This window comes from Bacillus methanolicus MGA3, assembly GCF_000724485.1.
Classification (GTDB): domain Bacteria; phylum Bacillota; class Bacilli; order Bacillales; family Cytobacillaceae; genus Bacillus_Z; species Bacillus_Z methanolicus_A.
Window position 1 is genome coordinate 1687873 of sequence record NZ_CP007739.1, and the last position, 12644, is coordinate 1700516.

The 12644-nt window shown below is 36.1% G+C and carries 12 protein-coding genes and 2 pseudogenes; 5 read left to right on the plus strand and 9 right to left on the minus strand.

The window, feature by feature from the left end:
* Positions 1 to 5 precede the first annotated feature (5 nt).
* The 4 genes and pseudogenes from BMMGA3_RS08220 to BMMGA3_RS08235 all read right to left on the minus strand — a co-directional run.
* On the minus strand, positions 6 to 608 hold the full coding sequence (locus BMMGA3_RS08220; RefSeq protein ID WP_185762543.1) for a SipW-dependent-type signal peptide-containing protein: 603 nt from the start codon (positions 606 to 608) through the stop codon (positions 6 to 8).
* A gap of 670 nt (positions 609 to 1278) precedes the next feature.
* Positions 1279 to 1752: a DUF6884 domain-containing protein gene (locus BMMGA3_RS08225; RefSeq protein WP_004434184.1), complete on the minus strand. Its 474-nt coding sequence runs from the start codon at positions 1750 to 1752 to the stop codon at positions 1279 to 1281.
* Between the two features lie 69 nt (positions 1753 to 1821).
* A complete protein-coding gene (locus BMMGA3_RS08230) occupies positions 1822 to 2370 on the minus strand; it encodes a methylated-DNA--[protein]-cysteine S-methyltransferase (protein WP_004434188.1) in 549 nt (182 codons plus the stop codon).
* 51 nt (positions 2371 to 2421) lie between these two features.
* Positions 2422 to 2718: pseudogene (locus BMMGA3_RS08235) on the minus strand (Ada metal-binding domain-containing protein); the annotation flags it as partial.
* Between the two features lie 898 nt (positions 2719 to 3616).
* Here BMMGA3_RS08235 and BMMGA3_RS08245 point away from each other — a divergent pair.
* The 4 genes and pseudogenes from BMMGA3_RS08245 (at position 3617) to BMMGA3_RS08260 (ending at position 6984) form a co-directional block, all read left to right on the plus strand.
* Entirely contained in the window at positions 3617 to 4192 is a 576-nt protein-coding gene (locus BMMGA3_RS08245; RefSeq protein ID WP_004434198.1) for a GNAT family N-acetyltransferase, read from the plus strand.
* 403 nt (positions 4193 to 4595) lie between these two features.
* Positions 4596 to 5580: pseudogene (locus BMMGA3_RS17895) on the plus strand (RNA-guided endonuclease TnpB family protein).
* 77 nt (positions 5581 to 5657) lie between these two features.
* Positions 5658 to 6470, plus strand: a complete 813-nt coding sequence (locus BMMGA3_RS08255) for a thermonuclease family protein (RefSeq protein ID WP_004434205.1) — start codon at positions 5658 to 5660, stop codon at positions 6468 to 6470.
* Positions 6471 to 6519: 49 nt separating this feature from the next.
* The gene (locus BMMGA3_RS08260; RefSeq protein ID WP_004434207.1) at positions 6520 to 6984 is read left to right on the plus strand and encodes an SgcJ/EcaC family oxidoreductase; all 465 of its coding nucleotides are present in this window, start codon (positions 6520 to 6522) and stop codon (positions 6982 to 6984) included.
* 288 nt (positions 6985 to 7272) lie between these two features.
* On the opposite strand, the gene BMMGA3_RS08265 is transcribed toward BMMGA3_RS08260, so the two are convergent.
* Both BMMGA3_RS08265 and BMMGA3_RS08270 read right to left on the minus strand, forming a co-directional pair.
* Complete coding sequence (locus tag BMMGA3_RS08265; RefSeq protein WP_004434210.1) at positions 7273 to 8352, minus strand: acyl-CoA dehydrogenase family protein; 1080 nt, start codon at positions 8350 to 8352, stop codon at positions 7273 to 7275.
* A gap of 235 nt (positions 8353 to 8587) precedes the next feature.
* Complete coding sequence (locus BMMGA3_RS08270) at positions 8588 to 9121, minus strand: DUF4242 domain-containing protein (protein ID WP_004434212.1); 534 nt, start codon at positions 9119 to 9121, stop codon at positions 8588 to 8590.
* A 210-nt stretch (positions 9122 to 9331) separates the two neighbouring features.
* Here BMMGA3_RS08270 and BMMGA3_RS08275 point away from each other — a divergent pair, with 210 nt between their 5' ends.
* Positions 9332 to 9784 carry a winged helix-turn-helix transcriptional regulator gene (locus BMMGA3_RS08275; RefSeq protein ID WP_004434213.1) on the plus strand — a complete coding sequence of 151 codons (453 nt, stop codon included), beginning with the start codon at positions 9332 to 9334 and terminating at the stop codon, positions 9782 to 9784.
* A 162-nt stretch (positions 9785 to 9946) separates the two neighbouring features.
* On the opposite strand, the gene BMMGA3_RS08280 is transcribed toward BMMGA3_RS08275, so the two are convergent.
* The 3 genes from BMMGA3_RS08280 to BMMGA3_RS08290 form a co-directional block, all read right to left on the minus strand.
* Positions 9947 to 10720 (minus strand): ABC transporter permease, encoded by a 774-nt coding sequence (locus BMMGA3_RS08280; protein WP_004434216.1) that lies wholly within the window; start codon positions 10718 to 10720, stop codon positions 9947 to 9949.
* Positions 10721 to 10724: 4 nt separating this feature from the next.
* Positions 10725 to 11699: an ABC transporter substrate-binding protein gene (locus tag BMMGA3_RS08285; RefSeq protein WP_004434218.1), complete on the minus strand. Its 975-nt coding sequence runs from the start codon at positions 11697 to 11699 to the stop codon at positions 10725 to 10727.
* Between the two features lie 134 nt (positions 11700 to 11833).
* Positions 11834 to 12619: an ABC transporter ATP-binding protein gene (locus BMMGA3_RS08290; protein ID WP_004434220.1), complete on the minus strand. Its 786-nt coding sequence runs from the start codon at positions 12617 to 12619 to the stop codon at positions 11834 to 11836.
* Between the last annotated feature and the right edge of the window lie 25 nt (positions 12620 to 12644).

Below are 12644 nucleotides of genomic sequence, written 5' to 3' on the forward strand. Positions count from 1 at the left end.
CCTACCTATTCATTTTTTCCGGCTGATATATCAGATGAGTTTTGTTCGTTACTTTGATTTTGCTGGTTATTTTCTTGTGACGAAGAAGTATCTACATTTTGTTCTTCTGCTGTTTTCTCGTCAGGTTTCTTTTCTTGATCCTTATGATCTGTTCCCTCAAATTGATCAGTGTTAGTTTTTTCTGAATTTGAATCTTGCTGCGCTTGATCATTTTCTTTCGTCTTTTCTTTATCTTCTGATTCTGTATTTCCTGATTTATCTTCAGGTGAAGTTGAATTTTCTTGCTTTGGTTTGTCGTCTTGTTCTACTTTTTCAGTTTGCTTTTGTTGATTACAACTTTCATCTTCTTTACAATCTGGTAAAGGTATTTGTTCTTCTTGATTTGGTTTTTTTTCTGGGCAACCGTTTTCTTCAGCATTATTCACTTCTTTTGAAGATTCGCTATTTTCACTAACAGTGGAAGAAGCTTTTACTTTTTCATTGCTAACTTGTGAACAATTTGATTTCTCTTCCCATACTCCAGCAGTAATCATTTCTTCTACTATTTCAGAATCCGAAAAAGCAGCATTGGTTGAACCTGTCAGATAAATACCTATTCCGATAGCCAAATACCACAACGCAACCAGCTTAGCTAAATTCCACAGCGTTTTATTCTTCTTCCGAAACTTCCTCAATCTTGTGTACCTAATAAGCCCCCCCTCCTTTACGAGTATGTGTTCTTTAATACATCTATTTTTGTTCTTTTTATCGAACTGGTAATTTGAGTATATTTCAATCATAATATTTTGAAAAATTTCAAAAATGGGCATTTTTTCGTTTTATAGAACATTTTTCGTTCGTTTTCTAGGAATATCTCTTGTTTTCTTAAAATTTTGTATTTTTTATCGAATATTTTGTTCGTTATAATGAAATTTTGTTAACTCTATTATCCTGTGGTTCTCATAAGGTGCTTTAAAACATGAAGAATTGAAAGACGACTTTTCCTATTTTAGATTTGGTGGAGTTCAAGTAAATGATGGAGGGAATCAAAGGACATTAAAAAATCAGTCCCTTATCCAAAGGGACTGATTTTTGTCTTTCTAACCATTTTTATAAAGTTACCTTTTTACTATTTTGCTTCTATTAAGGTAGTTTCAAAAGAATTCTGAGATTTAGGATTTTTCAGGGTATCTGCTCAAGAAAAATAATTTAAAGCCAATTTTCGCAAAATTCCCAATAATCATTATAATGGTTGTATATTTTTTATGTTTTTTGATGAAGGTTCCTAATATAATCCATTTATCTTACATTCATCATACCCATGATAGGCTTTCGTTTTTCGATGGCATTTTTTAGTTTTTGCTGCATATATCCTAATCCTTTGCAATTCCAAAGCGGGTACTCGTATTGGCGGTTATTTCCAAATGCGTTTTCCACAACCGGCTGAAATTTCTTACCTCCGAGTACGACAATATGATGATAAGATTCAAGTTTTTTCTTTACGATTTGTTCTTTTAAAACTTCTGTACTGACCATGTCCGCTTTTTTCATACTAAAGGACAAATCATAGTTTTCGGGAACAATGTCTTCAGGCAATAGCAATCCGTGTTTTGCTGAAAGAATTACCCATTTTTGAAAAAACAATCTCGAGTATTGCTGGCACAGGTTATGAAAAGCTCCAATATAAGCTTGATCCGCCCTTGTAGGTCCTGCTTCGGGCTCTTTTTCCCAAATCTTCCGTTTTCCGCAAGGTATGATACATAATGAGTTCATGGGCTATCACTTTTAAATATTTGATGTTGCAGCAAACCCCGATCAAATGAAGCAATGTGTTCCATAATACTATTTGGCATACAAGTGTCTCCCTTCTACTAGCGAACTTTCACTTTCAAGCTGCAGCAGGTGTTTCTTCATCTCCAATCCGCCCCGATAACCTGTCAGTGTTCCATTTTTACCGATAACCCGGTGACAAGGCACCATAATCAATACTGGATTAGCACCAATAGCTGCTCCAACGGCGCGGACCGAAGCCGGTTTTTGAATGTGAGCCGCGATTTCCGAGTAAGATTTCGTTTGTCCGTACGGAATTTCGAGCAATGCCTTCCATACTGACATTTGAAACTGAGTACCGTATAAATCTAGAGGCTGTTCAAAGGTTTTGCGCTGCCCCTGAAAAAACTCTGTTAATTCGGATGAATAAGGCTGCAATTTCTCATCATTCTGTACTAACTCACGATTCGGCAAGTGCTTCTTAACCCAATTGGACAACTCTTCAAATGGCTTATTCTGAGAACCCACGTAACAAAGCCCATTTGATGTCGCAGCTATATACATTTGCCATTGTTCATATACAAACAAAGTCCAATAAACTGTATGCTTATTTTTTGACACAACTACTTTGCACCTCCATCATTCTTTTTTTCTTTAATCGTCGATAATCTGCAGGCGTTGGCCGGTCGGTTTGCATCGTTTGCAAGGGCGAAAATTTTCCGAAAGAGCCTGCTGTACATTTTGAAAGATACGTATATTTTCTATTTTTGGAGGCCGTGATTTACAAGAAGGACGGCAAAAAATACGAGTAGTCTTTACACCATAATAAAATTTATCATCGTAGGAGGAATCGTTTTGGACGATCGCTTGCCACATTTCTACTGTAATACTTTCCCCACCTATACCTAGTTCATCAGCTTTCTTAGGTATGAGTTGAATTTTATCATGTTGTTGTATCTTATGCTTCATTGGATCACCTCCACACCCAGTATACATCGGATGTTGGCCGAATGTATGTTGCCAGATATATAAAAGCAAGATTTCAAAATTGCACTGAATTCTTTTTTGTTATGAATGGGAGGATTTACACGAAAAAAAAAAACTTTTAATGGTCGCGGGGGACGACTATAAAGAAGTGGAAAAGATGCTAGTAAATATCCGGGGAATCGGTTATGGACAACAAACTATGTTATGGTGCGCTGTCTAAGATTTCTTTCTGCAATCCTATTGATGATGTGGGGCCGCAAAAAAGTAAAAAAATTTCCCTCCTGAATTTCTCCAATTTTTTGAAGGAAATTGTTATTTCCACCAATCATCCACAGGATTCTATCAAAAAAATGATGATTTATCTTGGGAAATGTGACAATGACCGACAATTCAAAACAGCATTTCCGACAAACTAAGTATTTGTCCTACTTCTTTTTACAAAATACGATACTATCAAAGTTTAAGTTTGTCTGATTCTGCGCTTTCCCAAGAAATAAATCTCAGATTATTTAAATTTTTCAGGGTTTTAAACTTCCACTTATCGTATGAAGCCGCAGTTTGAAACAAATGTATGCAAGAAAGTAAGAACCCATGGATAAATACTTATAGATTGGCTGAACTTTTGCTTCGTACTGAAATTTTCCTTGGACAATTTCTTTATTTCTACAGTATTATTTTCATCAATATCCCCCCCTCTCATATTTATTATTCGTTTTTTATACACCATTTTCCTTTTTGATTCTATATATAAAGAAACAATTAAAATTCACCAAAACAACTTAAGCATCACTAAGTATCGGCTTGTATTTTGGTATAGTTTGACAAAAGAACCAAAATCCTCTAACATAACTTTTCAAATAAACATTTTTAGGAGGAAAAGATGAACTGGTATGAAAAATTGAGTCAATATTTTCCGATTGAAGAGATGAAATCAAAGGAGCACATTGAAGCACTCTTAAAAGAAAGAGGAGATATTTACAATAAAGATGAAGGTCCCAATCACGTGATGATGTACGTCGAGTTTGATGATTTTATATTTATTGATTATTTATTTGTGTCCAAAAATTCAAGAGGGCAAGGACTTGGACATCAATTGATTGAAAAACTCAAGAAAAGAGGAAAACCGATTATTTTAGAAGTCGAGCCGGTTGATTATGAAGACAGTGATACGGAAAAAAGACTTCGTTTTTATAAACGAGAAGGGTTTGAGCATGCTCAATCGATCGGTTATCAACGTCGTTCATTAGCGACGAAAGAAGTCAATCAAATGGAAATCTTGTATTGGTCGCCAACGGAAGAAAGTGAAGAGAACATATTCGAGAAAATGAAAAAAACATATAAAATGATTCATACGTATAAAGATAACAAATGGTATGGTGAGTCGTATTTGCCCGCAGATAAAGCTTTAACTTTCGATGAAAATCGTAATGAACGTGACATATTAGCAGACATTTAATGGTGAAAGATGACCATTAAGCTAAGCAAATTCATACTCCAAACCAGGAAAGTTAAGCCATTCATTCTATACTTCTATAGAAAGGATGGTTTTTTGTATGTACAAAATCTTTTATTAAAGAAAACATTCATGAGTTTTTATTCCCAACCCTAATATGGAAATAGGTCTAATTCAAAAAGAAAAACACGAACATACTTACGTATATGGAACAATATATGTTATGATGAATTTTGTATAAAACCAGTTATTTATCATTTCCCGACAGAAGACCCCCACTTCAAGGAATGGGAAGGGCGAAGCCCAATGAGTAAGTGGGTGATGAATGTCGGTTGGCGATAGCCAAAACCTTCCTCAATATGCTATAATGGGAACAAATGTTCTCGATTAAAGTGAGGAGAACGTCATGATCGTTCACAAAGCCTATAAATTTCGTATCTATCCAAACAAAAAACAAATGGAACTCATTAACAAAACGATTGGCTGTTCAAGGTTCGTTTTTAACTTCTTTCTAGCTAAGCACAAAGCAAAGGACGATTATTGGCATATTTGCGAAGAAATGGTTCAAAATGGTCAGCTTCCAAAGAATAATTGGAAGGGTGAATACTTCAACAAGAAAGAAACTATAAAATCACTTCCCGAATTAAAAAAACAGTATAAATTTTTGAAGGAAGTAGATAGTATTGCGTTGCAAAAATCAGTTGAAAATCTTGCTGACTCTTATGTTCGATACTACAACAAACAAAACAAACAACCTCGATTTAAGTCTAAAAAGAATCCAGTTCAATCCTACACAACAAAGTATACAAACGGGAATATAGCTGTAATAGGCAACTACATGAAATTGCCTAAACTTGGTCTTGTTCGTTTTGACGGATTTTGAGTAGACGAACCGTTGGCGGTGCAAATTGGCACAAGGCTAAAAAGAAAGTTGCCCGTATATATGAAAAAATAGCCAATGCAAGAAGGGACTTTTTAGACAAGGTTTCAACCGATATTGTCAAAAACCACGACGACATTATCGGAATGGAAGATTTGTCTATAGCTAATATGCTAAAGAATCGTTCTCTTGCCAAATCAATTAGTGAAGTATCATGGTCGCAATTCAAAAGCAAGATTGAATATAAAGCAAAATGGTATGGAAAACAAGTAGTAACTGTTGCAAAAAACTTTCCTTCCAGTCAGCTTTGTTCTTTTTGCGGCTATCAAAACAAAGACGTTAAAAATCTGGGATTGCGTGAATGGGACTGCCCTTCTTGCAGAACCCATCATAATCGAGATATTAACGCAAGTATCAATCTTAAAAATGAAGCCATAAGATAAGACTTCTAACCGCAGGGACTGCGGGGCTAGCCTACTAAGATAACCGAAGGTTACTTCGATGTTCGTAGGAATCTCCCGCTTCAAACAACCCGTCAGGGTGTTAAGCGGTGAGTAATTCAAAGTAATTTCTGAGGAATGAGAAAAAATGAAAAAAATACTTTTTTCTTTTAGCATAATTGGACTACTATTTATTTTTTCGGCTTGTTCAAATCTAACAAATGAAACAAATAAGATCGACAGTGAAAAGACAACCTCCAGTCATATTATTAACGATGACAAATCACATGAATTTAAGAGAATTAAGGTTAGATTTAATGAGCTTTATGACGGCGATACAATAGGTGTAATTTATAATGGAAGACCTGAAAAAGTCAGATTTTTACTGGTGGATACTCCCGAAACATCTCATCCCCGACTTGGTGAACAACCTTATGGAAAAGAAGCGAAAATGTTTACGCGAGATTTAATTAGAAAAGCCAAAACAATCGAGCTCGAGTTTGATATCGGACCGAATCGGGATAAATATGGCCGATTGTTGGCATATGTGTATGTCGATGGAAAAATGATCCAAGAGGAATTGTTAAAAAATGGTTTAGCCAGAGTGGCATATGTATACCCTCCTAACACACGATATATAGATCAGTTCCGTGCTATACAAGAAAAAGCTCAAAAGAAAGGCATTGGAATTTGGAAGATTGAAAACTACTCGCAAGAAGACGGATTTCATCCTGAAATGATTGGTAAGGCTAAAGAAAATAGTGACAAAAAAGGCATGGCAGTACATAATAACACACCAAAATCACAACGAGGATGCAAAATAAAAGGAAACATTAGTTCAAATGGCGAAAAAATCTATCATACCCCTGATTCGCCATGGTATGAGAAAACGAAGCCGGAAGTTTGGTTTTGTACGGAAAAAGAAGCCGTTTTAGCAGGTTTTCGCTCACCTAAAAAATAGATTATAATGATATTGAGTTAACAAAAAAGATGAAAGCGAGTGCTTAGAAATGGAAGTGTCAAAAAGCAGTTCAAAAGGGCAAGAGAACGAAGTACGTGAGCTCTATCAGAAGGTGATAGATGGCTGGAACAAGCGCAGTGCTGATGCTATGGCTGAACCATTCGCTGAGGATGGTGAATTAATCGGATTCGATGGAAGCCAAGTGATAGGGAAAGAAGAAATCATTTCACATCTTCAACCGATTTTTGCTGATCACCCAACTGCCCCATTCGTGACAAAAGTCAAAAACGTACATCTTTTGAGTCCAGAAGTTGCCGTCCTACGTGCGATCGCAGGCATGGTGCCACCCGGAAAGTCAGACATTGATCCCAAGGTCAACACGCACCACACACTCATTGCTGTGAAGCGCGATGGCAAGTGGCAAGCCGTGCTCTTTCAGAATACACCGGCTCAGTTTCATGGGAGACCGGAGTTAGTCCAGCAAATGACTGAGGAACTTCGGGAGCTGCTTTAATTATATCGTCTAGTTGTTTTAAAACAAGTAAGGCGGGTGAATTTTCCTCACTCGCCTTTCATTAACCTTTATTTAATATTTGATGGAATCTGTATTTTCTTCTTATGGCAGTTAACCCCACCGTTATCTTTCTTCTTTCGCTGCCCGTTTGATCATTGTTTACTCTTTTCTTCTTATGAGTTTTCAGACAAAGTATAACGAGCGTTTTAATAGGTTTTAAGAAAAGATGAAAGAGCTTGGAGTTTTATTTTAAAATTTTTAATTATTCTATAGAATTTTAAATCCAATTTAATTTACCGGGATGAAGCTCTGTATCATTTTTTCCAAGTGTTTTACGGTAGGAGTTAAATTGGCTAGAAAATACGATTCTCTTAATCTTCGGGATGGATCGCTTTTTTGTATATATCCAGCACCGCCATGATGCAGCATACCAGCTTGAACAGCTTTTAAAGTTAAATGAACTACATCTAATCGAACTTGCAATAAATCTTTCCAATGTTTAGTTAGGTCAGAAGATTCAGATAACTGATACACTTTTTCACGAAGCGGTTTTAATTCATTCAATAACTCATCTGGTTGAATGGATAAAAATTGATTGCATCCGCCTTGTTTGTTGCATATTTTTTCAATTGACTGAATGGAAGCTTCTGTTACACCAAGTCCTAAAGGAATCTGATAGAGAACAAAAACAGGGCGGATTTTTGCGACAAATTCGTCTGCTTGCTGTGCAATAATCCAGTCATCTGGGATAAACACATCATGAAATGAGCATGCATAAGTAGCGCTTCCATTCACTCCTAAATACTCGAGTTTTTCTTTTAACTTTAATCCTTTTGCATGACATGGAACAAATGCCATGATCCGCTCTTCCTCATTAACCGATGCAATGATTCCGAACCAATGATCTTGACCTAAATTGGACACGGACGGCAATTGGCCGGAAACATTATATCCTCCGGCAGAACGTTTTGCTTTTAAATGAAGGGATTCAATACCGGCATAGTATTTCATTGGGTTGGACAAACCTGTTCCTCCGAGCAATTGACCGTTTTCAAGCAATGGTAAAATTTCATTTTTCAAAAAAAGATTGTCGCTTTTCCGTATATATGTTAATGAAGCTAAATGACACCATAAGTTAAACGCTGTTGTCATACATACTTTCGCGATCTCCTCGACTAAACGCACTTCCCGGAAAAGAATTTCACTTTCAGGCAAACCTTGTGACCGCAAGAGACCGAATTTTCCAAGGGCTGTTAAGAAATCACGAGGATAATAGGCTTCACAATCAATTTTTCTTACAAAAGATTTCAGTTGATTTACGATTAAATCTTCCAAAACCTTTATCTCTTTCAATTCCTTTATTGCCATTTCCAATCCTCCTCTCTACCGCTTTTTTGTACATTCTTCAAAAATCTTTCACGAGTTTTTACTTCCAATCCTTACATGAAAATAAGTTCCATTTAAAAAATAGCCAACATAATTTTAGAAAATTCTCATGTTGATAGAAAGCTCCGGCTATATGGTTCCGGAGCTTTCAGAAACTCTCATAATAACCTTCAGACTCTAATCGGCGAATATACTTTATGATTCTGCTTTTACAAATTTATTTTTGCGGCAAAATTTCAGTAATTGTATCGATTGGAGCTTTAACTGCTTCACGGGCTTTTTTGACTGTTTTTTCATCTGGGGCATCGTAGAAGCATAGGCATTTTGTCATATCTTCACATACATACGTTCTCGCGAATGAAACCTCCGGTACTTCAGCATAGTGTACAGAATTCGTTTTCTTTCTTTCCAAATATTGATCCATTGTTAAATTTTCAGGAAGATTCCATTCGACAAGGTAATTCACGGCATCATTTTGTTTCTTTACTTCTTCTAAATCTTGCCCAACAAGCCGTACAGGTTTAATAAGAGTGATCGGAACACCTAACTCTCTTAAGCTATCATTCACAGTATTTCTCTCTTCACTTTCGAAAATGAAAAAAGCTCTTGAAAAGTCTTTTGAAACTTGAATTTCGATAATACTTGCATTTTTCTTGCTGATAACTTCTTGAATATCTGAAACTTTTTTTTCAAAACTCTCCTTATCTTTTACTGCACCGTTTAAAATGGATTCCACTAAATAAAGCGCCATATTAATTTCCTCCTTATAATTAATTTTGACCTTCCAATTAATCGATCTTCATTTGCCCTGAGAGTGTTAAGGACTTTATTACTATTCCGATCGATTTAATGGAATTTGGTTATTGTTAGTAATTTTATTATACTAAGTTCAAAAAAACAACCTTTAAATTTTAAGAATATGTTATTATTTTAGAAATAAGGTTTTCTGGAGGTTTTATTTATGAAAGAAACATATCATTTGCCATGTAATATTGCCCAAGCACTGAACATTATTGGTGATCGTTGGACGTTGTTAATTGTTCATGAGATATTGCTGGGGCATACGACTTTTAACGAAATTAAAAAGTCTTTGGACGGTATCTCCTCCAATCTTTTATCAGACCGTTTAAAATATTTGGAGGAAACCGGACTTATCACTTCCACCCTTTACTCTGTTCACCCGCCAAGATACAGATATACATTGACAGAAAGCGGCAAGAGTCTGGAGAGTGTTTTTAACGCTTTGATTCTCTGGGGAAGAAACCATTTGAAAAAATGCTACAAGAAAATCGTGCACCAATCGTGCCAGCATGAAATAGAAATCGCCTATTATTGCCCTCATTGCGAAAAAAATGTGGACGATCTGGCTGTTGTCAATCTCGAATCAAATGATCGTGAGCCTTTATCATCTTAAGAAAGGCTCAAAGAGGGTCATCGAAGCTTGCCAATAAGTGCCTGGCACCCGTTTACAGTTATAAAATATTGTAGAAACATCAACTATGATATCAATATTTTGTAGCTGAGGTGCCTGGCTTATTGGTTTTGGTCAATCTCTTTGGTGCTTCGGCTCTAATCATTAATTCGATTTTGTACCGGCTCCTCCCCATTGCTTTTGGATCCATTTTTCAAATAATCCGATTGCCTTATCCAGAATCAATCCTGAAACCCCGATAAAGATAATGCCGGCTAAAACAAGATCCAGTCTTAAAGAATTTCTGGCATCAACAATAAGATAACCGAGCCCCGACTGTGCACCAACCATTTCACCGGCAACAAGGAAAATCCAAGCTGTGCCTACTGCAATATGAAGACCATTGGCAATAATCGGAAATGAAGCAGGAAAAATGATTTTTTTCATTAATTGAGACTTTTTAATTTCAAAATTTTGTGCAACTTTTAGATACATCTTATCTACTTTTCTTACCGCTGAAACAGTTGAAAGCAATACTGGAAAAAACGCAGCGATAAAGATGATGACGATTGCCGGGATATTGCCGATTCCAAACCATAGAACAATAAAGGGAGACCACGCAATCGGCGAAACCGGCCTCAATACTTGCACAATCGGATCAAGGAGATCCCACAATTTCGTTAACCGCCCTAACATTAACCCTAATATAACTGCTGTAACGACAGCTAAAAGATATCCGATCAAAAATCTCATAAAACTAACTTGAAAATGTGTAAAAATCGTACCATCTTTAATGAGTGTTACAATTCCCTTCCACACTGTTAAAGGAGAAGGAAAGAGAGCCTCATCATATTTTCCAAAAATAATTAACGCTTGCCATACTGCAATTAATAAAACAAATCCTATCAAAATATTGGAAGCTTTCTTCAATTTGTTCATTTGATCACATCGCTTTATCAATTAATGAATTATCAACAAAATCTTCATAAGTTGGAGGATTTTTTGATAGTCCCATTTCGATCATGTACTTTCTCAATTGCTCATATGAGCTTTTGTTTAATCTTAAATCATCATATGAAATCCATTGGAATGATAAATCCATCACCTTTTTATCCACTTTCATATATTTTGAAGAAATTTTATGAGTTTGTTCATCTTTCAATTCTGCCAATTTTCCACTTTTTACATATTCATTCACTAACTCTTGAGCAGCTTGATTCTCATTTCGAATAAATTCATTTCTTAAAACGAGTGCACAGCACACGGAATTTACCCATAGATCTTTAGATTGAAATAGAACCTTTCCTTTATTCATAGCAACGGACAAGGCGCCAAATGGCTCTGCGACCACATATCCGGAAATTCTGCCTTCTGCAAGAGCTGCCGGCATTTCTGCAGGAGGAAGTTCAATTACATTCACATCATTGTATTTAAGCCCTGCTTTTTTAAGCGTTTGATAGAGTAATATATTATGAGTAGAGAATTTGTGAGGGATGGCAAAATTTTTCCCTTTTAAGTCTTTTACACTTTTAATATCCTTGGAAACGACGATAACATTTCCATCTCTATGCCCTAGTGCGACCGCTTTTAAATCGATCCCTTGTTCTTTTGCTTTCATCGCTAGTTCTACAAGAACAGAAGCTCCATCGATCCGCCCCGTATTTAGTGCGTCCATTAATTCTGGCCAAGAGCCAAATTTCACAAGTTCAAGCTTGATATTCTTAAAGTCTTTCTTGCCGATCTCATCTTCTATGTACAGTGGCACTGCATGAGTGATTGGCAAGTACCCTATTTTAATTGTACGTTTTCCGCCGCCGCTGCTTCCTGAAGATACTTGACTTGACCCGCAGGCTGAAAGGAATATAAGGTTCATAATAAGCAATAATAAAACAAAAGATCTCCTTAATTTTTTCTTCATTACAATACCCCCCAAAGTTTATATAATAAAAAAATCTTTCAAACGATTTGCAAAAAATTATACAAAAAATATTCAAAAATTTCTTACAATAATTTTCGGTTTTGAATGTGTACTATATTTTTCCTCCGGAAATATCAAATACTGTATTCAATTGGCTGTTGTGGACGATTAAAATGAAACTCTTCAAAAATGATTTTTCGGAAATGTTGAAATTCTTGATGACTTCGATCTCTCGGTCTTGATGTATTGATTCTTAATTCTCTGCGAATTCGTCCCGGATTCGCGCTCATGATCAGAATCCGATCCGATAAATAAATGGCTTCATCAATATCATGCGTTACAAGAATAATCGTTGTTTTTTCTTTTTCCTGAAGACGTAATAGTTCATCTTGCAAATAAAATCGGTTAAACGTATCCAAAGCTGCAAATGGTTCATCCATTAAAATCAGTTCTGGTTGAATGACAAGTGCTCTAGCAAGTGCGACCCGCTGCTGCATTCCTCCAGACAATTCATGGGGAAAAAGATTCGCTTTGTCATGCAGTCCCACTAATCTTAAATAGTGCAAAGCCCTCTCTCTTCGTTCACGAGCGTTTATTTTTCCATCTTCTAATCCTAGCTCCACATTTTTTAAAACAGACCTCCAAGGCAATAGTCCATAATTTTGAAATAACATGACACATCTCCGGCTTGGCCGGTCCACTATATGCCCATCCAAAATAACTTTGCCGTTATCTGCTTTTTCAAAACCTGCGATCACATTTAAAAGAGTGCTTTTTCCACATCCGCTTTCACCAAGTATTGAAATAATCTCCCCTTTTTTTAATTCAAACGAGACATGCTGTAATACTTGTTCTGATTGACCTCGGTTCGAAAAACTTTTACTTACACGATCGACTTTTATTATGACTGATTGATCCAATTTTCACCGAACCTTCCTTTCTCCC